Below are 21,345 nucleotides of genomic sequence, written 5' to 3' on the forward strand. Positions count from 1 at the left end.
GGTCACAGGCCACTTAGACGTGATCGGACAACCTCAGTCGAAATCCTCGCGGATGATTCGGTCTTCCTCGACGCCAAGCTCCTTCAGCGTGGCCTCGATCTCATCGACCATCTTGTCGGGGCCGCAGATGTAGAACTTGCCGCTCTCCTTCTCGACGTAGGGCGCGAGGAAGCCGCGATCGACATACATCGAAATGACGCCCTTGCCGGGATCGTCCTGATCGGTGACGGTCCAGACGGTCTCCAGCCCCTTCATCGCCTCGAACTCGTCGCGTAGGATGATGTCGGCTTCCGTCTTGTTCGAGAAGATCAGGCGGCAGCCCTCCAGCGTCCCTTCGCGGGCCAGACGTGCACGCAGGATCGAGATGAAGGGCGTCACCCCTGCCCCGCCTGCGATGAACGTGCCGGGGCCTTCGTCCTTGATCGCGCCCCAGGGATCGGAGACCTCGACGGTCTCGCCGGGCGTGAGCGTCGCGATCTGCTCGGTCACGCCGTCATGGTCGGGATAGGATTTGATGACGAATTCCAGCGTGTCGCCATCCACCGGGTTGGTGAAGGTGAAGGGACGCTGCTCGCCCTGCCAGCCTTCGCGGGTCAGGTTCAGATCGACCGCCTGACCGGGGGCGAAGTCGAACCCTTCGGGGCGCGGGAAGACGAGGTGATGCGTGTCATGGGTGACGGGTGAGATGCTTTGCAATTCGAGACGGGTGCTCATGGCGGGCTCCTTTCGTTGAAGAGCGAACGCGAGGCTTTGCGCAGACGTTCCCACCCCGCCCCCCGAATGGGTAAAGAAAAGGGCCGCGCGATGGGATATCGCGCGACCCTTTGGTCTCAGCCAATGTGGCGGCAGATGGGGATCAGAAGCCCAGCGCCGCACGGACCTGATCGACCACGCCTTCGACGAGTTGCGGATTGTCACGCGCGCTCTGCACCGCCGTGCGCAATTGCTCCTTCGTCGCTTCGGGCAGCTCGGACGTGTCGACGATATCTATCACCCTGTCCGCGTCGAACCCTTCCACGGTCAGCGCCTTCGCCGCGCTCATCACGCCCTGCGCCGGCACCGGCTTTTGCGTGTCGCCACCGCTCGCGGCACCTGCGGGGGCCGCCGACTGTGCGGCATTGGTCGCAGCGGCTGCGGCATCGGCTGCGGCATTGGCGGCTTGACTGGCGGCATCGGCTGCCGCTTTCGCCGCCGTGCTCGCGCCTTCGACAGCGCTATCGGTCGCCTCCTCTTGCGCGCCGCTAGCCGCCGAGGCGGCCGCATTCGCAGCTTTCGCGGCCGCTTCCGCCGCCGCCGTGGCGGCCTTCGCGGCATCGGTGGCAGCCGCGCTGGCCGTATCGCTTGAGGAATCCATCGTGGCTGTCGCGGCCTTGCTTGCTGCGGAGGCGGCGTCCTTGGCCGCGTCACTCGCGTCGCTTGCCGCCTGCTGCGCGGTCTCGGTCGCTTTCGAGACGGTGTCGGCGGCGCTTTGAGCGGCGTCGGTGGCGGCGCTTTGTGCCTGATCGGCTCCGCTCTGCGCCGCCTCTTTCGCGGCATCGGCAGCATCCGCCGCCGCGTTCGAGCCTGTATCCATCGCGCCCGAGGCCTTTTCCTTCACGCTGTCGGCCGCGTCGGACGCCGCCTGGCTCGCCTTGTCAGCGGCTGCCTTCACCGACTCGCCTGCAGACTTCACCGCATCGCTGGCCTTGTCCGCCATGCTCTTGTCGCCAGACTCAGTGCCAGCCGCTGCGTTGGTTGTCGTATCGGTCGCGTCGGGCGAGTCTGTGATATCGGTATTGAGGATGATCAATCCGGCGGCCACCGCCAACACCACGATCGCCGCTGCCACAATCTTGTTCATCACGCTTTTTCCCTTGATTGTCTCTCTCTGCGGGCGCTATTCACCCCGCCTCGACCACTGGGCGCAGCCACGCATACGGACCGCAATCGCGCCGCAAATGCCTTTGCCCTGCCCGGCAGGACACAACGCAAATCCTCACCGCCCGGTTCCCGTGCCTTTGCGGTTGAATACGGCGGCACTCGGGACTATCTTTTCCGCCCGAAATTACTCAATGGCTACAGAAGGATTCCCACCATAGCCCGCAGACCCCATAACGCCCCGCCGACCCGTGACACCGGCCCCCGAGTGAACGGCCGTATCCGCGCGAACGAGATTCGACTCATTGGCGCGGAAGGCGAGAATGTCGGCGTGGTTACCCCGCGCGAAGCGATGTCCATGGCCGAAGAGGCCGGGCTCGATCTCGTCGAGATCTCGCCCAACGCCAATCCGCCCGTCTGCAAGATCATGGATTTCGGCAAGTTCAAATACGAACAGCAAAAGCGCGAAGCCGAAGCCCGCAAGAAGCAGAAGACGATCGAAATCAAGGAAGTCAAATTCCGTCCGGGCACCGATGTGCACGATTACGACGTCAAGATGCGCAACGTGGTGAAGTTCCTCGAGAACGGCGACAAGGTGAAGGTCACCCTGCGCTTCCGTGGTCGCGAGATGGCGCACCAGGATCTCGGTCTCGAGCTTCTCAACCGCGTCCGCACCGATGTGGGCGAACTGGGCAAGGTCGAGAACATGCCCAAGCTCGAAGGCCGCCAGATGGTGATGATGATCGCCCCGGCGAAATAAGCGCCCGAGCATCGCGAGATGGTTTAAACCCTCCCCTCACCGGGAGGGTTTTTTCATGACCCGTCGCGGGCGGTTCTCGCGTTTCGGGGGGATGGAAAATTAAAGCGCCGCGGGAGGGAGACCCGCGGCGCATTTTGGGGAAAAGACGAGGGAGAACGTCTGTTCCTCTGGTCGGGTTCTGTGCGGTTTGGGCCGCGTCAGGGAGATCAAGAACCCGATGCACTTGTGATATGGGAGTATCCGTGTGCTGAACTTGACTTAGGTCAAAATTCATCCGGTTTGAACTGCGACAAACTGTTCCAATGGTCACGTTTCTGGCAGGGTTGGTGAGCCGCGTGTGAGGAAAACCTTACCGGAAGCCCGACGCTCCGGCTTCGGACCTGTCTTTTCGGGCTCTCAAGACACACGGCGCGATCACGCGAGCGACTCGCCCCGATCGAACTTTCAGCGCCTTTTTCTTCCCGTCCCATCCGGTCTTGCGCGTGCTCCTCCGCGATTGCCCCGGTTTCGCCATTCCCACCGCGCGAAATCGCCCCGTTCGGAGGCGAAATCGAACCCCGGACAGGCACGACCCGGAATCGGGTGACCGGCGGTTGCGCGCTCTTTATCGGGCCGCTCCCGGCGTGCTAGGTGGAACGAGAGGCAGTTTCGAGATCGACATGGGCAAGCAACGAGTGATCCGGCGCATCCTGCAGGCGCAAACGGGCCAGCCCGCGCTGCTCGACGCGGTGGGCTGGACCGAGGATACCGATCTCGGGCCCCGCCATCACCTGCGCGCCTTCTTCGCCGCCCCCGCGCAAGCCGAGGATCTCAGCTTCGACGCCGTACCCGGGGCCGCGCATCTGGCCGAGGGGCGCAATGTCGCGGGCGCGGTGATGGCGATCTACGAGCCGACCGCGCCGGGCCCGATTCAGGCCGCGATGACTGGGCCGGACGGCCCTACCCTGCGCGAGATCACCCCCGCCACCCCCGACTGGGAGATTTTCGAAGGCCGCAACTGCCTGTTCGGGCTGCGGCTGGAGGAAAGCGTCGAGACGGTGCTCGATTGGCTGAGCTGGCATCACGACTATCACGGCGCGACGGGCGCGGTGATCGTGAACCGCGCGCCCGTGGACAGCCCCGCAGGCACCGGCGAGACTTTCGCCGATGCGCTCGAGGCGGGCATGGCGCTGCGCGAGCTGGACCTGCCGGTCGCGATCCTTGAAAGCCCGCTGCCGCTCGGCAAGCCGGGGATGGGACCGGAGAACCATGTCTTCCTCGCCCCCGACGCCCCCGGCAAGGACCGGATGGAGCCGCCTGCCCCCGATCCGCAGCGCAGCCCGCTGGGTCAGGCGCTGATCTTCGAGATCGCGAAATGGCGTTTCTTCGCGAAGGCGGCCTCAGTGCTGGTGCTCGACGTGACCGATCTGCTGGCGGCGCGCGAGCCGGGGCAGCCCTCGGCCTTCGAAGCCACGCAAGAGGCCGAGAACGGCGTAATCCTTCTGGTGGGCCGCCGCATCTACCCTTGGCGCGTGCGCAACGATCAGCCCGCGCGCTTCCCCGACCATATCTGCCGCCAGTTCGACGCGCGGCGCGGTATCGCCCGCTGGGGCTGCGCGCCGCAAAAGGCTGGGCTCGAGAATACGTGGCGCCTCTTGCGGGTCAGCTATTGCCGGCCCGATCCGGGGCTGACCTACTGCTTCTGGCGCGCGATGGCGCTGCGGGTGCCGGGGACCTCGCCTGCGGAACTCGCGCCCAAGACCTCGCTGATCGAGGACGAGCGCCTGTTACATCTGTCGCGCGACATTTGGGGGTTCAAGCCAGTGCGCCCGCCGGTCTCGAAGGTGAAAGACGCGCCCGCGCAGGCGGTCGAGGCAGGCCGCACCGCCATCGTCACCACGATGAAGAACGAAGGCCCCTTCATCCTCGAATGGATCGCCTATCACCGCGCGATCGGGGTGGATGATTTCCTCGTCTATACCAACGACTGCACCGACGGCACCGATACGATGCTCGACCTGCTGCAGGCGAAGGGCTACGTCCAGCACCGCGAGAACCCGTTCCGCACGATGGTCGACATGAAGCCGCAGCACGCGGCGCTGGCGGCGGCGGAGAATGAGCCGGTCATCACCAAGGCGGGCTGGTCGATCTGCATGGATGTGGACGAGTTCATAAATGTGAAGATCGGCGACGGCACGCTGAAATCGCTGTATCAAGCGATGGGCAAGGCGAACATGATCGCGCTCACCTGGCGGCTCTTCGGCAATGCGGATGTCCATGCATACGAGGACAGCTTCATCACCGGGCAATTCACCCGCTGCGCCCCCGAGATCGTGCGCAAACCGCATCAGGCCTGGGGCTTCAAGACGCTGTTTCGCAATATCGCGCTCTACAAGAAACTGGGCGTCCACCGTCCCAAGGGGCTGAACCCGGACCTCTGGGATCAGGTGAACTGGCTCAACGGCTCGGGCCAGCCGATGCCGCGCGAGATGTTCCGCAACGGCTGGCGCTCGACGCTCGACACCTATGGCTATGACTGGGTGCAGCTTAACCATTACGCGGTGCGCTCGGCCGAGAGCTTCCTCGTTAAGCGCGACCGGGGCCGGGTGAACCATGTCGATCGCGATCAGGGGCTGAACTACTGGTTCCGGATGAACCATAACGCGGTCGAGGATCGTTCGATCCAGCGGATGCTGCCGGCCGCTCGCGCCGAGTTCGACCGCATGATGGCCGATCCCGAGATCGCCGCCGCGCACCACCATTCCGTCGCCTGCCACCGCGCGAAGATCGAGGAGCTGATGGCGCGCGCCGATCAGCGGGAGTTCTACGAGACCCTGACCTCGGAACGGTTCGAAGCGCTCTCGCGGATGCTGCATGTCTTCGGCTCAGCCGTGTTCAACACCGGCCCGCATGTCATCCCCGACGACCTGCATGCCCGCGATCTGCCCGACGATTTCTTCTTCACGGTCGAAGCGCCCGACGAGGCGACGCACTGAAGGCGGCGCCTTTACCCCAGCGTGCCCTGACCTAGCTCTCCGAGCAAAGGAAAGGACACACAACATGGCACGCATTTTCGTCATCGGCGCGACAGGCGGCGTCGGGCATCGACTGGTCCCGCTTCTAATTGAGGCAGGACACGAGGTCACCGCGCTGCACCGCAAATCCGAGCAGGCCGACAGCCTCCGCGCGATGGGCGCGACGCCCGTCCAAGGCGACCTGATGGAACTGACCGCAGGCGATTTCGAACCGATGTTCGAGGGCCATGACGCGGTTGTCTTCTCGGCGGGGGCTGCGGGCTCCGGCCTCGAGCGCACCACCCGGATCGACGGCGAGGCACCGCTCGACGTGATCGCCGCGATGAACCGGATGAGCGTGCCTCGGCTTTACCTCGTCTCCGCCTTCCCCGATGCCGGGCGCGGCAAGGAGATCAAGCCGGGCTTCGAGCATTACATGCTGGCGAAGAAGACGGCCGACGCCGCTGTGGTGGCGAGCGGGCTCGACTATGTCATCCTGCGCCCCGGCACGCTGATGGATGAGGACGGCGACGGGCGCGTGGCGCTGGCCCATGCGCTCGATTACGGCTCGGTCGCGCGTGGCCATGTCGCGGCTGTGCTGGCGGCGCTGATCGACACGCCCGAGATCAGCCACGAAATCCTCGAGCTGACCGACGGCACCGAGGAAATCGCGGCAAGCGTGGCCGCCCTGCCGCGCCACGTCGCCGTGTGATCCCAGACACTTGCGGGCGCGCGCGGCCTCACTACAGTGGCGAAATGCGTGCGCTTGCGATCACATCCGTCAAGAATGAAGGCCCGTTTCTGCTGGAATGGCTGGCCCATCACCGCGCCATCGGCTTCACGGATTTCCTCGTCTTTTCCAATGACTGCGACGACGGCACCGATGCGATGCTGGATCGGTTGCAGGAAATCGGCTGGCTGACCCATGTGCCCAATCCCGGCCCGTGGAAGGAAGGGCCGCAATGGGCCGCGCTGAAACAGGGCGATGCGCATCCGCTGGTGGCTCAGGCCGACTGGATCGCGGTGATCGACGTTGACGAATTCGTCACCATAAAGACCGGCGACGGCACGCTGGACGCGCTGATCGAGGCCGTCCCGCAGGCCACCGCTTTCGCGATGACATGGCGACTGTTCGGCAATTGCGGCGTGGTTGGCTTCGAGGATCGCCCCGTCACGCAACAGTTCCCCCGCTGCGCGCCGCCGGACATGCTCTGGCCGTGGCGCGCGTCGATGTTCAAGACGCTGTTTGCCAATACCGGCGCCTATGCCAAGCTCGGCGTCCACCGCCCCCGCGCGCCACAGGACGACAAGCTGCCGGGCACGCTCTGGGTCGACGGATCGGGACGCAAACTGCCGCCTCACTATCAGCGCCAGAAACTGTTCACCCCGCCCGGCAGCGCGCCTTACGATCTGGTGCAGCTCAACCATTATCCGCTTGGGTCGATGGAGGGCTACCTCGTGAAATGCGACCGCGGCCGCTCGAACCGGCAGGCAGGCGCCTTCGACATGTCCTACTGGGTGGAGCGCAATTTCTCGGACGTGGAGGACGATTCGATCCGTCGCCACGATGCGGGCACGCAGGCCGCCCTTGCCGAGCTGACCGCCGATTCCGACCTGCCCGGCCTGCACAAAAAGGCGATTATGTGGCGCAAAGAGAAGGCCCGCGCGCTTCTGCGCGAGGAGCCGTATCGCGCGCTTTTTGGCAGGCTTCTCCTCTGTCCGCAGAGCCGCCCGCTCTCACCGCAGGCCGCTAAACTCATGGTCCGCCTCGCAAAAGCGGCAATTACCGAGAACCCGTGAACAAACGCCGCCAACTAGGCCGATTGTTGCCCATTAAGAAATGTGGCGGCAGATTCCTCGCTTGGCTCCTATTTGTGCCCCTTTCTTGCGGTGATACGTTGGTTGAGCAGAACCGGCGGTGTCCCGCCCGCGCCCGCAGCAAGCGACGCGCGCACGAAAGCTGAAAAGAGGCGAAGGTGAACAAGGCAGACACGGACTGGCGTGCACGGCTGGAAGCGATCGCGGACGAGACCGGCTATCACGAGCCGCTCGGCGCCGATCACGAAGTGCTGTTCCACGACGACTCGCCCGTCCTGATCGTCAGCTTCGAGACTCGCGCACAGATCGAGGCCGATCGCGAAGAGGCCCTGCCCTTCGGCTACAAGATCGCCCGCGATGAGGGCTGGTCTGCACTCAGCGTGATCGCTTCGGACGAGAGCTGGTTCCGCGACCCCGCCATCTATGCCTATTTCGACCGTCTCGTCGACGAGGCCTTCTTCGAAGATTTCGACCGTGTGGTGTTCTACGGCGCGGGCCCCGGCGGCTACGCGGCGGCGGCCTTCTCGGTCGCAGCACCCGGCGCCACGGTGGTCGCGCTCGCACCGCAGGCGACACTCGATCCGACACTCGCGGGCTGGGATGACCGGTTCCCGCAAACCCGCCGGATGTCTTTCACCGACCGCTACGGCTTCGCGCCTGAAATGCTCGACGGCGTGGAGCGGGCCTTCGTCTTCTATGACCCGTTCGAGCGGCTCGACGCGATGCACGCGGCCCTGTTCGCGCGGCCTTGCGTGACACTGATGCCGTGCCGGCATATCGGCCCGGACCCGGCGGCGGGGCTGCTCGATATGGATATTCTCGACGAGATTCTGATCGCGGCAGGCGCGGGCAAGCTGACCCCGTCCCTGTTCTGGACCTTCTTCCGCGCCCGGCGGCTCTCGAAACGCTACGTGATCCGGCTGGTCGACCACCTGCGCCGAGCGCGCCGCCCGGTGCTGGAAGCGATCCTGTGCCGCGCGGTCGGGACCAGCCAGAACCGTCCGAAATTCCGCAACCGCTATGAGGCGCTCGCCCAGAAGCTCGCCGAGCAGGGGGTCGAGTTGCCGGAGCCACAAGAACGGGCTGGCGCGGCCTGAACCCCGATCGAGAGACTGAAACGTAAAAAGGGCGCGCCCCGGCGGGGGCACGCCCTTTTTCAATGCGAGACGCCCGGGCGCCCCGGACCGCGATCAGATGTAGAAGCGGTCGCGGAACACGTGGCGCACGATGCCGTCACGGGTCAGACCCATATCGGCCAGCTCGGCGTCGCTTTTCGCGTCGAGCGCACGGATTTGCTCCTGGCGCGACTGGCGCTCCATATAGGCGACGAAGCCTTGTGCGATTGCGTGGCCCATACGGGCAAAGATCGATTGTTCGCCATGGGCGGTGGTAACGAATGCCATTGGAAACCTCCTGAGGTTCAGCGTTCAGGTCGTTTTCTCCCTTGGCACTGAATTTAGGTCAGCTTTACTGCCAGTGGTACCGCCATCTCCGCATCCCCGCCATGCAAATGCTGCAGCGCGGCATGCGCGCTCCCTCTGGATTTGCACGCAGCCTCGGGCTAAGGACTTTTCTCATGAGCACGATCACCCTGCCCCGCCCCGATGACTGGCACCTGCATCTGCGCGATGGCGCGATGCTGGAAGGTGTCGCCCCCGAAACCGCCCGTGATTTCGCCCGCGCGATCATCATGCCGAACCTCGTGCCCCCCGTGGTGCGCGGAGACGATGCTGCCGCCTATCGCGAGCGCATCCTGAAGGCGCTGCCGGAAGGGAGCGATTTCGAGCCGCTGATGACGCTCTACCTGACCGAGAAGACCGACGCGGAAGACGTGGCGCAGGCCGCCGCCTCCGGTCTGGTCAAGGCGGTGAAGCTCTATCCGGCGGGCGCCACGACGAACTCCGATTCCGGCGTGCGCGATTTCGACAAGGTGCGCGGCGTGCTGGAGAAGATGGCCGAGATCGGCCTGCCGCTTTGCGTGCATGGCGAGGTGACCCGCCCCGAGGTCGACATCTTCGACCGCGAGGCCGTCTTCATCGAGACCGTGCTGGACCCGATCCGGCGCAAGACCCCCGGTCTGCGCGTGGTGATGGAGCATATCACCACGAAAGACGGCGTGGATTACGTGGCCGCGCAGGGCGACGACATGGGCGGCACGATCACCACGCATCACCTGATCATCAACCGCAACCATATCCTCGTGGGCGGGATCAAACCGCATTACTACTGCCTGCCGGTGGCCAAGCGCGAAACGCATCGGCTGGCGCTGGTCGAGGCCGCGACCTCGGGCAACCCGCATTTCTTCCTCGGCACCGATAGCGCGCCCCATGTAGACGCCGCCAAGGAAACCGCCTGCGGCTGTGCGGGCTGTTTCACCGCGACCCATACGATGCCGCTTCTGGCGCATGTATTCGAAGCCGAGGGCGCGCTCGATAAGTTGGAGGCCTTCACCTCGCGCAACGGGCCGAATTTCTACCGCCTGCCGGTCAACGAGGGCACGCTGACGCTCGAGAAGACCGACCAGCCCAACAGCTGGCCCGCCAAGATCGAAACCGGCGCGGGCCCTGTCACCCTCTTCGATCCGGGTTTCCCGGTCCATTGGCATGTAAAACGCTGAGTTTCGCCTTGGCGCAAATATCCCCGCCGGAGGCTCCCGGGCCAGCCGAGGGACGCTCCGCGGGGGATATTTAGACCAAGCCGAAACCAGCCTTGATAAGGACGAGATGATGATCCCCAGCTCCTTCCCCAGCAAAGAAGAAATCGCCCGCCTGACCGCGCGGATGCTTCTGGAAATCGAAGCGGTGCATTTCAACGCCGACGAGCCCTTCACGCTCGCCTCCGGCCTGCCCTCGCCGACCTATATCGATTGCCGCAAGCTGATCTCTTTCCCGCGTATCCGCTCGACCCTGATGGATTTCCTCGCCGTGACGGTGATGCGCGAGGCCGGTTTCGAGGCCTTCGACAATATCGCGGGCGGCGAGACGGCGGGCATCCCCTTCGCCGCGATGGTGGCCGAGCGTCTGGCCCTGCCGATGACCTATGTGCGCAAAAAGCCCAAAGGTTACGGGCGCAACGCCCGCATCGAAGGCGCGATGACCGAAGGCCAGCGCGTGCTGCTGGTCGAGGATCTGACCACCGATGGCGGCTCGAAACTCAGCTTCGTCGATGCGATCCGCGACACCGGCGCGACCTGCGGCCATACGGCGGTGATCTTCTACTATGGCATCTTCCCCGAGACCGTGCCGAAACTGCGCGAACATGGCGTCGAGCTGCATCACCTGTGCACATGGTGGGATGTGCTGGCCGAGGCGCGCGCTCAGGGCAGCTTCTCGAAAGAGACTCTCGACGAGGTCGAAGCCTTCCTGAGCGATCCGCGCCCGTGGCAGGACGCGCGCAAGGGCTGAAACAGCCCGGAGATTCCTGTGGATGATCCTGTGGATGCTCTGGGGAGCGTTTTGGCCCCGAATCTCGCGCTTCGAAAATAATCGCGAGATGTGGTAGGCTCCCTACGAGCAAACACCATAAATTCCGAAAACTCCGCTGAAACAGCGGGGTTTTCCCCAATCTTATCCAGATTCCCTTTTCCCCCGACTGCGGCTAGAAGACCGCGCAGAGGGACGGGGACACCGAGGCAGGTACATGAACGATCAGGCACAACGACCCGATGAGGGACAGCCCGGAAATTTGCCCGCAGAGGGCACCGCACTGCCCCATAATATCGAAGCGGAACAGCAGCTTCTGGGCGCGATCCTCACCAATAACGACATCTTCGACCGGATCGCATCCGTCATCAAACCGGAGCATTTCTACGAGCCGGTGCACCAGCGCATCTACGAAGTCGCGGCGGCGAAGATTCAGAAGAACGCGCTCGCCTCGCCGGTGACGCTGAAAGCCTATCTCGAAGACGATGCGGGCCTTCAGGAACTGGGCGGCCCGGCCTATCTGGCGCGTCTGGCGGGGGCGGCGATCTCGGCCTATGCGGCGCGCGACTATGCGCTGATGATCTACGAGATGGCGGTACGGCGCGGGCTAATCGAACTGGGTCAGGATATCTCGTCTCGCGCGGGCAAGCCGCAGATCGACGACGATCCCAAGGAGCAGATCGCCTCCGCCGAGCAGCGGCTTTACAACCTCGCCGAAGAGGGTCAGGCGCAGAAGGGCTGGACCTCGTTCCTGTCGGCGGTGACCGAGGCCGTGCAATCGGCCAATGCCGCCTATCAGCGCGATGGCGGGCTTGCGGGCGTCTCGACCGGGCTTGTCGATCTCGACAAGAAGCTCGGCGGCTTCCACCCGTCGGATTTGCTGATCCTCGCAGGGCGTCCCTCGATGGGGAAAACCTCGCTTGCGACCAACATCGCCTTCAATATCGGCAAGGCCTACAAGAAGGGCATGCGCCATGACGGGGTCGAGGGCGCGATCGAAGGCGGCGTCGTCGGGTTCTTTTCGCTCGAGATGAGCGCCGAACAGCTGGCCGCGCGTATCCTGTCGGAAGCCTCGGAAGTGCCCTCGGAGCGCATCCGCCGCGGCGACATGACGGAGAGCGAATTCCGCCGCTTCGTCGAGGCCGCGAAGGCGCTGGAGAAATGCCCGCTGTACATTGACGACACGCCCGCTCTGCCGATCGGTCAGGTCGCCGCGCGGTGTCGCCGCCTGAAGCGGACGCATGGGCTCGACGTGGTGATCGTCGACTACCTGCAGCTGCTGCGCGGCTCGGGTCGCGGCGATAACCGCGTGCAGGAGATCGGCGAAATCTCGATGGGTCTGAAGGCCATCGCGAAGGAGTTGAACATCCCCGTGGTCGCGCTGTCGCAGCTGTCGCGGACGGTGGAAAGCCGCGAGGACAAGCGCCCGCAGCTCTCCGACCTTCGGGAATCCGGCTCGATCGAACAGGATGCCGACGTGGTTATGTTCGTCTATCGCGACGAATATTATCACGAGCGTCTCAAGCCACCGGAAGACGATCCGAAATTCGCCGAGTGGATGCAGAAGGCCGAGCGCGTGCATGGCAAGGCCGAGGTGATCCTGGGCAAACAGCGTCACGGGCCGATCGGCACGGTGGAATTGGCTTTCGAGAGCCAGTTCACGCGCTTCTCGGATCTGGCCAAGCCCTGGCAGGGCGACGGAAACGAAGGGTTCTGAGCGGGGATCGGGGGCGCGGCCCCCGCACCGCGAGGGCTCTTGCACGTATAATCGAGCAGAAACGGAAAAAGGGGGGCCAGCGCCCCCCTTTTTTAATGTCTGTCGGTTGTGACGCGCGGCGCGCTCAGTAGAGGCCACCCGCCGAGAGCGAGCCGAAATCGGCCTTCTTCTTCGGAATGACCTTCTGCTGGCCGGTCGAGGTGGTGACCGTGGTGGAGCCCGCATCGTCGCGTTCGCCCTGCGCAAACAGCGGCAGGTTCGAGCCCATCGCGAAGCCGCCATCGACGACCAGCGAGCCGAGGCCCGACATGTCCTGACCGGGGCGCAGATATTCGGCCTGCACGAACTCGCCGGTGGCGGAATCCGAGAGACGCTCGCCGGTATAGCGGTTGAACTTCGCCCAGGTGCCGCCCGGCGGAACTTTGAATTTCGAGCCGCCGAATTCCTTGATCGCCTCGCGCATGAACTCGTTGAACACCGGGACACAGAGCGTGCCGCCATAGGCGTGACGGCCCAGCGAGCGCGGGTTGTCATAGCCCATGTAGCACGAGGCCACGATGTTCGAGCTGAAGCCGGTGAACCACACGTCCTTTGCGTCGTTCGTGGTGCCGGTCTTGCCCGCGATCGGAACCGGCAGGTCGACGCCGTAGCCGGAGCCGCGCTTCACCACGCCCTCCATCAGCGAGATCATCTGATAGGCGGTGATCGGGTCGATAATCTGGTCGCGGTGGCTGACGATCTTCGGCCCCTGCCCCTCGGGCAGGTTCGGATCCTCGCAATTGGCGCAGCTGCGCTGGTCGTGGCGGTAGATCGTGCGGCCATAGCGGTCCTGCACCCGGTCGACCAGCGTCGGCTCAACCCGCTCGCCGCCATTGGCGAACATCGCATAGGCCGAGATCAGGCGGAACATCGTCGTTTCCTGCGCGCCGAGCGCATTGGCGAGGAACTGGCGCATATGGTCGTAGACGCCGAATTTCTCGGCATAGGCCGCAACCGTCTCCATGCCGATTTCCTGCGCGATCCGGATCGTCATCAGGTTCCGCGAATGCTCGAGCCCGGTGCGCATCGGCGTCGGGCCGTAATATTTGTTCGACGCGTTCTTCGGACGCCACATGCCTTGGGGCGTGTTGATCTCGATCGGCGCGTCGACCACGATCGTCTCGGGCGAGAAGCCGGAATCCAGCGCCGCCGCATAGACGAAGGGTTTGAAGTTCGAGCCCGGCTGACGCATCGCCTGCGTGGCGCGGTTGTAGACCGAGGACTGATAGGAGAAGCCGCCCTGCATCGCCAGCACGCGGCCGGTATTCACGTCCATCGCCATGAAGGCGCCTTCGACCTTCGGCACCTGGCGCAGCGTCCAGCGGATGAAGGAGCCATCGCTATCCTTCGTCATCGCGCGGACCTCGACGACATCGCCAGTCTCCAGCAGGTCCTGCGCCTGTTTCGCGCGCGGGCCGAGCTTGCCGTCATCCTTCAGTTTGCGCGCCCAGGTCACGTCCTCGGGCGGGATCCAGTGGCCGTCTTTGTCTTGCTCGATGCCTTCGATGCCGATGCGGGCCGAGCTGCCTTCGAAGCCCAGCACCACAGCCGGGTGCCAGCCGTCGATGTCGCGCGGGGCTTTCGCGGTCGAGACATCGGAGAGCGCGGCGCGCCAGTCGGCCTCGTTCTTCAGCTTGTCCTCGGCGATCTTCGCCCCGGTGCCGCGCCAGACGCCCTGCTCGCGGTCGTATTTCTCCAGCGCATGTTGCAGCGCCTTCGTCGCATGGGATTGCAGATCGGGGTTCACGGTCGCGCGGATCGTGAGGCCGCCGCCAAAGAATTCCTCTTCGCCGAAGCTCTTCGACAGCTGACGGCGAATTTCGTCGGTGAAATAGTCGCGCGGCGGAAGCTGCGCGCGGAACGGGGCGTAATCGCCGTTCTGCACGGATTTCAGCGGCTTGTTCTGCTCCGCCTCCATCGTCGCCTTGTCGATCCGGCCATCCTCATACATCCGGCGGAGCACGTAGTTGCGACGCTCCACCGCGGTCTTGTAGTCGCGCACGGGATGCAGATCGGCGGGTTTCTTCGGCAGTGCCGCGAGATAGGCGGCCTCGCCCACCGTCAGATCGGCGAGCGGTTTGTTGAAATAGGTCTGCGCGGCAGCAGCGACCCCGTAGGAGTTCTGGCCGAGATAGATCTCGTTGAGATAGAGTTCGAGAATACGATCCTTGCTCAGCACATGTTCGATGCGCGAGGACAGGATCAGTTCCTTGATCTTGCGCTCCACCGAGCGGTCTGCAGAGAGAAGCAGGTTCTTCGTCACCTGCTGGGTGATCGTCGAGGCCCCGCGCACGTCGCGCCCGCCCGACTTCACGGCGGTGAACATCGCCGCCGCGATCCCGCGCGGGTCGAAACCGGGGTGGATGTAGAAATTCTTGTCCTCGGCCGAGACGAAGGCGCCCTTCACCCGGTCGGGGATGTCGCGGATCGGCACGAAGAGGCGGCGCTGCTCGGCGAATTCGTCGATCAGGCGGCCGTCGCCGTTATAGATGCGCGAAATGGTCTTCGGGCGGTATTGCGCAAGCTGGTCGTAGCTCGGCAGATCGCGCGAATAGATCCAGAAGATCGCCCCGATGGTGAGCGCGGCAAAGAACAGCCCGGTCACAACCCAGGAAAACACGCCGCCGATCGAGCCGAGAATGAAACGGATCACAGATACACCCCTTGCCTCGGGGCAGATCACCCCATCGCGCCAGCCTATACATCGCGCCTTCGTGACGGTCAAAGTAACGTGCGCTCACGCTTCCGAGAAGACTCCGCGTGGTCACAATCCCGCTCAATGGGCGGATGACCGCGCGTCAGACCGGGAACAACCCGCGATTACTGGCGCAAAAGCTTCGCTTCCGCCGCATCGCCCTGCGCCCATGTCTCGACGCCTTTCGTGATCGCCTCGGCCATTCGTGCGCGCCAATCGGGATCCTTGAGCCGCGCGCGATCGGCGGGCGACGACAGGAAGCCCAGCTCCACGAGGACCGAAGGGATATCGGGCGATTTCAGCACCGAGAAATTCGCGCCCTGCACCGGGCGTTTGTGCATATGCAGTCCCGCGCCCTTGATCGCGCCCGCCAGCACCTGCGAAAGCCGGACCGAGCGCGGCTGCGTGTCGCGCCGCGCCAGATCGACGAGAATATGGGTGATCGCATCGCCCTGCCCGTTCAGATCGACGCCCGCGAGGATATCGTCGCGGTCGTGGCGCTGCACGAGCTTGCGGGTCGCCTCGGTTTCGGCGTGATCCGCGAGCCGATAGATGGTGGAGCCGGTCGCCTTCCCCTCAGCGATGGAATCGGCATGGAGCGAGATGAAGAGATCCGCGCCCGACGCCCGCGCCACCGTCACGCGGGTTTCGAGCGGCACGAACACGTCCTGATCTCGGGTCATCACCACCTGCATCCCTGCCCGGCGCATCGCGTCACGCAGTTGGCGGGCGAAACCCAGCACGATATCGGCCTCATGCGCGCCGCCATCCTCCGCCCCCGGATCGATGCCGCCATGGCCGGGATCAAGCACCACTTTCAGCGGTCGCGTCCCGTCCTGACGGCGATGCGGCGCGACGGTCGGCGCGGGTTGCGGCAGATCCCACAGCGCGGAATCGGCAGCCCCCTTGCGCGGGCTGAACTTGGCGGCAGGCACCTGCGCCAGCGTGAGCGCGATCTCGGGGTCGCCCTTGGTGCGTTCCTCCGAGGTGACGAGGCGCATCGGATGGGCCAGTTCGGCCACCATCCGCGACCAGCCGGGCCGGAACTTGCCCCAGCGCAGCCCTTTGATCGCATCGCTGCCTTTCAGCAGGGTTTCCGGCGGGTTAGCGCCGAAATTCACCTCGCGGAAATCGATGACGAGCCGGTAGGGATCGGCCAGCAGAAAGGCGCGATACGGCACGGGCTGACTGATCCCGAGCGTGATCGCGACCTTATCGCCGTTTTGCGCGATCTGGCTGCGGTCGGGCGCATATTGCGCCAAGGCCGACAGGTCCTGCGCCCGCGCAGGCAGAGCCAGCGCGAGAGACATCGCGAGAAGAAGAATGAACCGCCCGATCATACGCGCCCCGTTTTTATGCGCTTTCGTTTTGCGGGCACTATAGCGGCCGGGGTCGCGCGGAGCAAAGGGCGAATGGGCACGTTGGCGCGGGCGACCAGCCCGAGCCGCGCCTGTCTGGCCCTCCGCTTGCGCTACGGGCGTTCGCCGGACGTCCTTCCACAGGAAGGCCGCTTGATCCGGCTCACCCCTCATCGCAAACCTCAGCGGTTCTCCATGAAGCTCCGCAGTCGCTTGATCCCCTCGGCGACCCGCTCGGGGCTTTGCGCATAGGAAAACCGGATCGTCTGCGCGCCGCGATGGGGGTCGAAATCCATCCCCGGCGTGACCGCCACCCCGACGCTCTCGAGGATTTCCGCGGCGAAAGCGGCGCTATCCTCGGTCAGTTCCGAGACATCGGCATAGAGGTAGAACGCCCCATCGGGCGGCGCGATCCGGGTGAAGCCCATCTTCGGCAGCTCTTCGAGCAGCATCTGCCGGCTTTCGCCATAGCGCGCGACATTCTCGGCCATCTCGTCGAGGCTCTCCAGCGCGCCCAAGGCCGCCACCTGGCTCGCATGGGGGGCGCAGATGAACATGTGCTGAGCGAGACGCTCCACGGTGCGCAGATGGCTTTCCGGCACCACCATCCAGCCCACGCGCCAGCCCGTCATCGAGAAGTATTTCGAGAAGGAGTTGATCACGAAGACATCGTCGCTGATTTCCAGCGCCGAGACCGCACGGCCCTCATATTGCAGCCCGTGATAGATCTCGTCCGAGATGAAGGCGATGTCGCGGGCCTGACAATGCTCGATCAGCGCCTGCAGCTCCGGCTTGCCCAGCATCGTGCCCGACGGGTTGCCCGGAGAGGCCACGATCAGCCCGGCCAGATCGTCCGGGATTTCCTCGGGCGTCGGCTGGTAGCGGTTCTGCGCCTCAGTCGGAATGCCCACCGGCTCAATCGAGAGCGCCTTGAGGATCTGGCGGTAGCTCGGATAGCCCGGCTCGCCCAGCCCCACCTTGTCGCCCGCATCGAACAGCGCCGTGAAGGCCAGCTGGAACGCCCCGGAAGAGCCCGACGTGATGACCACGCGCGCGGGATCCAGATCGATGTCGTACCAGCGCTTGTAGAGCTTTGCGATCCCCTCGCGCAGATAGGGCAGCCCCAGCGCCACCGTGTAGCCCATCGGCTGGCTCTCGAGCGCCTCGGCCAGACGGCGCTTGGCGGCTTTCGGCGCGGAGGTGCCCGGCTGGCCCACTTCCATATGCACGATGTCGCGGCCCGCAGCCTCCGCCTCTGCCGCCATGCGCAGCACATCCATCGCGATGAACGGTTCCACCTGCCCGCGTTTCGACTGCCGCATCCTGCCAACTCCTTGCCGCTTGAGATTTCGCCCAAGGGGTTAGGCCGAAGCCGCCCGAGCGTCAATGCGGCGTCACTGCACGCATCTGTCGGCGCGCGCCTCGCGATGAAGCCGCGCCCTGCGCGCTAACGCCCTCTTGATCCCGCGCGCCCGAGCGGTCAGGTTGCTTGCGAACCAACAGGACCCGATCCAAAGGATACGCCCATGCTCCGCACGCTTCTGGCCGCGACCGCCTTCGCCGCGCTCGCCACGGCCGCCCCGCTCACCCCGGCAGCCGCGCAGGATTTCGACTTCGCCAACATGACCGACAGCCAGAAATCCGCATTCGGCGACGCCGTGCGCGAGTATCTGATGGCCAATCCGCAGGTTCTGGTCGAGGCGATCAACGAGCTGGAAGCCAAGCAGCAGGCGCAGCAGGCCGATAATGACAAGCAGCTGATCAAGACTAATGCGAAGGATATCTTCGAGGACGGTTACAGCTGGGTCGGCGGCAATCCCGATGGCGACATCACCGTCGTCGAGTTCATGGATTACAAATGCACCTACTGCAAAAAAGCCTATGACGAGGTCTCGGACCTGATCTCGAAGGACGGCAATATCCGCTTCATCGTCAAGGAGTTCCCGATCCTCGGCCAGCAGTCGGAACTGGCGGCGCGCTTCGCGGTCGCGACGAAGCAGATCGACGGCGACGACGCCTATGCGAAGATGCACGACACCCTGATGAAAGCGCGCGGCAATCTCACCGTCGAGAGCCTGAGCCAGATCGCCAAGGATCAGGGCCTAGATCCCGCTCCGATCCTCAAGCAGATGAACGACGAAAAGGTGACCGAGGTGCTGCGCCAGAACTACCAACTGGCACAGCGCATGGCGATTTCGGGCACCCCGGCCTTCGTGATCGGCGGGCAGCTGCTGCGCGGCTATGCGCCGGAAGCGGCAATGGCGAAAATGGTCGCAGAAGAGCGCAACGCCGAGTGATCCGCATCTGAAGAACGCCGCACAAGGCCTTCTTAGGATTGAGATTTTTAAGATAGCAAGCGCCGTCCGGGTCCATCGCGATCCGGGCGGCGTTTTCATGTCGTTTACCGTGAGAGTCCGAAGTTTTCACATCTTAGGGGGCCGTTAATGGATCGGGCGTAGCCTGCCCTCGAAAAGGACTGTGATGCGACTCGAATTGCTGCTTATGACCCTCTCGGTGCTCTGCGCGCCGATCGCCGCCCTCGGCATGCTGCCAGAGGACCGACCGGGGCTTTACCTCGTCGTGGTTCCGCCCTGGCGCGCCGCCGATCAGGTGATCACCGCCGCAGGGGCGCATCCCGTGGGACCGGTGCGCGCTCCGTTGGGGGAATTCGCGGCAGCGGATGCGCCGGGCACGCTCGCCCGGCTGCGGGCGGCGGGCGCATGGGTCGTTCTCGACGCCAAGAAAATGGCCTGGCTCTGCGGGGCGGCCGAGATTTGAGGGACCTCTGATGATTGACGGGAACACCGCTGGGCCGACCACTGTGCAAGCGCCACAAAAAGACGCGCATATGCGCCAGGTGCGGAAATTGCTGGCCTTCGGGACAGTCGCCATGGCCGCCATCGTCACGGCAACCGCCTATCTGGTGGGCACGGCCTCCCTCGTGGCCAGCGTGACCGCCTGGGTCTTCGCCTCTGCCGCTCTGCTCGGGTGGCGGATGCGCGATCGGCGGCGCGGCAACACCATCCTCGCGCAAGGGGTGATCGGCCAGGCCGTGGCCCTCACCGCCGCACTCTCCGGGCATCCGTGGCAAATCGATGCGCACCTTTCGTTTTTCGCGCTGATGGCCGTGCTGATCGTGATGGTCGACAACCGCGCGATCTTCTTCGCCGCAGCGACCATCGTGGTGCACCACCTCGCGCTCTCCGTCCTGATGCCCAGCCTGATCTATCCCAGCGCGGATATCTGGGAAAATGTCTCGCGGTCGCTTTTCCACGGCGCGACCGTCGCGATCGAAACGGCGGTGCTCGTCTATGCCGTTCTCAACCGCCGCCGCATGGAAAGCTCGATGGAAGAGCGTATGGCAGAGGCGATCGACGCCACCGCCCAAGCCGACGAAGCCCGTCGCCAAGCGGAGGGAGAGACCACGCGCGCCCAGCAGATGCAGGACGCCGCCAGCGAGGCCGCCCACAAGGCAGAGGCGCTGCGCATCGATGCGGAACGCAACGCGCGCGAGGTCGAAGAAGCGACCCGCCTCGCTCGCCTGGCCGAAGAGGATCTCGCCCAGGAACGCGCCGAAACCACAGCGCGCCAGACTCGCGTCGTCGAGGCGCTCGAAATCGCACTGCAACAGCTCTCGCGCAAGGACCTCAAGGCCCGGCTCGGTGAGGTGGATGCGGATTACGCTCGGCTTGCCGTCAATTTCAACACGGCGATCGAACAACTCGAAGGCGCCATCGCCCTCGTTACCGGCCACAGCGTCGACATCCGCCAACAGATCGGCGAGATCAGCGCCGCCTCGGCCGCGCTCTCCACCCGGGCTGAGAAGCAATCGGGCACCCTTGCCGACGCAGCCGCCTCGCTCAACGAATTGACCTCCTCGGTGCAATCGGGCGCGAAAATGGCAGCCGAAGCTGCGAGTGCGGCCAGCAATGCGGAAACCGTCGCCAAGGAAAGCGCTGCGGTGGTCAGCGAGTCGATCCGCGCGATGAACGAAATCGAAACCAGTTCGAAACAGATCGAGCGCATCACCTCGGTGATCGACGATATCGCCTTCCAGACCAACCTCCTTGCGCTCAACGCCGGTGTGGAAGCCGCCCGCGCAGGTGAGGCCGGTCGCGGCTTCGCCGTCGTCGCCTCTGAAGTGCGCGACCTCGCGCAGCGCTCCTCCGCCTCCGCAAAAGAGATCACCGCACTGATCGAAGCCTCGGGCCAACAGGTCAGCACTGGCGTCGAACTGGTCAGCAAGACCGTCGCCTCTCTCGAAGGCATCGTTAAATCGGTCGAAGAGATTTCACAGCGCGTCGCCCAGATGGCCCGCTCCTCCGAGGAGCAGTCCCGCACACTAGCAGCGATCAACGGCTCGGTCGAACAGCTCGACCACGCCACCCGCCAGAATGTCGCGATGTTCGAAGAAACCACCGCTGCAAGCAAAATGCTCGATGACCTCGCCGAGGCGCTGCGCGAAGCCGTGACGCAATTCTCGACCTCCCCCGCTGTGATGGAGGACCGAGACGCGCTTCCGCGAGCGAGTTGACGATTGGCCCGGCTCAATAGCCGGAGCGCTCGACCGCGGCGAGGACCATGCCGCTCGCCGAGGCCCGCGACGCGGCAAGCCGATCGCGTTGGGCCGCGAACCGGATAGGACTGCGTGCAAAATGCCTACCGCGATGAAAAAAAGCCGGCGCG

The 21,345-nt window shown here is 64.7% G+C and carries 17 protein-coding genes; 11 read left to right on the forward strand and 6 right to left on the reverse strand.

Annotated elements, in window-relative coordinates; all coding sequences use genetic code 11:
* Positions 1 to 33: 33 nt before the first annotated feature.
* Together BMI87_RS09610 and BMI87_RS22055 are read right to left on the reverse strand one after the other, a co-directional pair.
* A complete protein-coding gene (locus tag BMI87_RS09610; protein WP_078520951.1) occupies positions 34 to 714 on the reverse strand; it encodes an FAD-binding oxidoreductase in 681 nt (226 codons plus the stop codon).
* Positions 715 to 856: 142 nt separating this feature from the next.
* Positions 857 to 1,840, reverse strand: coding sequence for a hypothetical protein (locus BMI87_RS22055; protein ID WP_168175174.1), 984 nt, complete (start codon positions 1,838 to 1,840; stop codon positions 857 to 859).
* A 234-nt stretch (positions 1,841 to 2,074) separates the two neighbouring features.
* On the opposite strand from BMI87_RS22055, the gene infC reads away from it, so the two are divergent.
* The 5 genes from infC (at position 2,075) to BMI87_RS09640 (ending at position 8,525) form a co-directional block, all read left to right on the forward strand.
* Positions 2,075 to 2,617, forward strand: coding sequence for a translation initiation factor IF-3 (infC, locus tag BMI87_RS09620; protein ID WP_078521052.1), 543 nt, complete (start codon positions 2,075 to 2,077; stop codon positions 2,615 to 2,617).
* Positions 2,618 to 3,276: 659 nt separating this feature from the next.
* Positions 3,277 to 5,592, forward strand: a complete 2,316-nt coding sequence (locus BMI87_RS09625; protein ID WP_078520952.1) for a glycosyltransferase family 2 protein — start codon at positions 3,277 to 3,279, stop codon at positions 5,590 to 5,592.
* Between the two features lie 64 nt (positions 5,593 to 5,656).
* Entirely contained in the window at positions 5,657 to 6,322 is a 666-nt protein-coding gene (locus BMI87_RS09630) for an SDR family oxidoreductase (protein ID WP_078520953.1), read from the forward strand.
* A 44-nt stretch (positions 6,323 to 6,366) separates the two neighbouring features.
* Positions 6,367 to 7,410, forward strand: a complete 1,044-nt coding sequence (locus tag BMI87_RS09635) for a glycosyltransferase family 2 protein (RefSeq protein ID WP_078520954.1) — start codon at positions 6,367 to 6,369, stop codon at positions 7,408 to 7,410.
* A 176-nt stretch (positions 7,411 to 7,586) separates the two neighbouring features.
* A complete protein-coding gene (locus BMI87_RS09640; protein ID WP_078520955.1) occupies positions 7,587 to 8,525 on the forward strand; it encodes a hypothetical protein in 939 nt (312 codons plus the stop codon).
* A gap of 93 nt (positions 8,526 to 8,618) precedes the next feature.
* On the opposite strand, the gene BMI87_RS09645 is transcribed toward BMI87_RS09640, so the two are convergent.
* The gene (locus BMI87_RS09645) at positions 8,619 to 8,831 is read right to left on the reverse strand and encodes a DUF1127 domain-containing protein (RefSeq protein ID WP_078520956.1); all 213 of its coding nucleotides are present in this window, start codon (positions 8,829 to 8,831) and stop codon (positions 8,619 to 8,621) included.
* A 173-nt stretch (positions 8,832 to 9,004) separates the two neighbouring features.
* Between BMI87_RS09645 and pyrC the strand changes: the two genes are divergently transcribed.
* The 3 genes from pyrC (at position 9,005) to BMI87_RS09660 (ending at position 12,567) form a co-directional block, all read left to right on the forward strand.
* Positions 9,005 to 10,045, forward strand: a complete 1,041-nt coding sequence (gene pyrC / locus BMI87_RS09650) for a dihydroorotase (protein WP_078520958.1) — start codon at positions 9,005 to 9,007, stop codon at positions 10,043 to 10,045.
* Between the two features lie 109 nt (positions 10,046 to 10,154).
* The gene (locus BMI87_RS09655; RefSeq protein ID WP_078521053.1) at positions 10,155 to 10,832 is read left to right on the forward strand and encodes an orotate phosphoribosyltransferase; all 678 of its coding nucleotides are present in this window, start codon (positions 10,155 to 10,157) and stop codon (positions 10,830 to 10,832) included.
* A gap of 235 nt (positions 10,833 to 11,067) precedes the next feature.
* Positions 11,068 to 12,567, forward strand: a complete 1,500-nt coding sequence (locus BMI87_RS09660; RefSeq protein ID WP_078520960.1) for a replicative DNA helicase — start codon at positions 11,068 to 11,070, stop codon at positions 12,565 to 12,567.
* Positions 12,568 to 12,691: 124 nt separating this feature from the next.
* On the opposite strand, the gene BMI87_RS09665 is transcribed toward BMI87_RS09660, so the two are convergent.
* From BMI87_RS09665 to BMI87_RS09675, 3 genes are all read right to left on the reverse strand, one after another.
* Positions 12,692 to 15,259, reverse strand: coding sequence for a penicillin-binding protein 1A (locus tag BMI87_RS09665; RefSeq protein WP_078520961.1), 2,568 nt, complete (start codon positions 15,257 to 15,259; stop codon positions 12,692 to 12,694).
* Positions 15,260 to 15,426: 167 nt separating this feature from the next.
* Positions 15,427 to 16,641, reverse strand: coding sequence for an N-acetylmuramoyl-L-alanine amidase (locus BMI87_RS09670; RefSeq protein WP_246832678.1), 1,215 nt, complete (start codon positions 16,639 to 16,641; stop codon positions 15,427 to 15,429).
* A gap of 200 nt (positions 16,642 to 16,841) precedes the next feature.
* Complete coding sequence (locus tag BMI87_RS09675) at positions 16,842 to 17,981, reverse strand: pyridoxal phosphate-dependent aminotransferase (RefSeq protein ID WP_078520962.1); 1,140 nt, start codon at positions 17,979 to 17,981, stop codon at positions 16,842 to 16,844.
* Between the two features lie 204 nt (positions 17,982 to 18,185).
* Between BMI87_RS09675 and BMI87_RS09680 the strand changes: the two genes are divergently transcribed.
* The 3 genes from BMI87_RS09680 (at position 18,186) to BMI87_RS22060 (ending at position 21,193) form a co-directional block, all read left to right on the forward strand.
* Positions 18,186 to 18,956: a DsbA family protein gene (locus BMI87_RS09680; protein ID WP_078520963.1), complete on the forward strand. Its 771-nt coding sequence runs from the start codon at positions 18,186 to 18,188 to the stop codon at positions 18,954 to 18,956.
* A 184-nt stretch (positions 18,957 to 19,140) separates the two neighbouring features.
* The gene (locus tag BMI87_RS09685; RefSeq protein WP_078520964.1) at positions 19,141 to 19,437 is read left to right on the forward strand and encodes a hypothetical protein; all 297 of its coding nucleotides are present in this window, start codon (positions 19,141 to 19,143) and stop codon (positions 19,435 to 19,437) included.
* 70 nt (positions 19,438 to 19,507) lie between these two features.
* The gene (locus tag BMI87_RS22060) at positions 19,508 to 21,193 is read left to right on the forward strand and encodes a methyl-accepting chemotaxis protein (RefSeq protein ID WP_168175188.1); all 1,686 of its coding nucleotides are present in this window, start codon (positions 19,508 to 19,510) and stop codon (positions 21,191 to 21,193) included.
* The last annotated feature ends 152 nt before the right edge of the window (positions 21,194 to 21,345 follow it).

Origin of the sequence: Thioclava sp. F28-4, assembly GCF_002020045.1 — a bacterium.
GTDB classification, from domain to species: Bacteria; Pseudomonadota; Alphaproteobacteria; order Rhodobacterales; family Rhodobacteraceae; genus Thioclava; species Thioclava sediminum.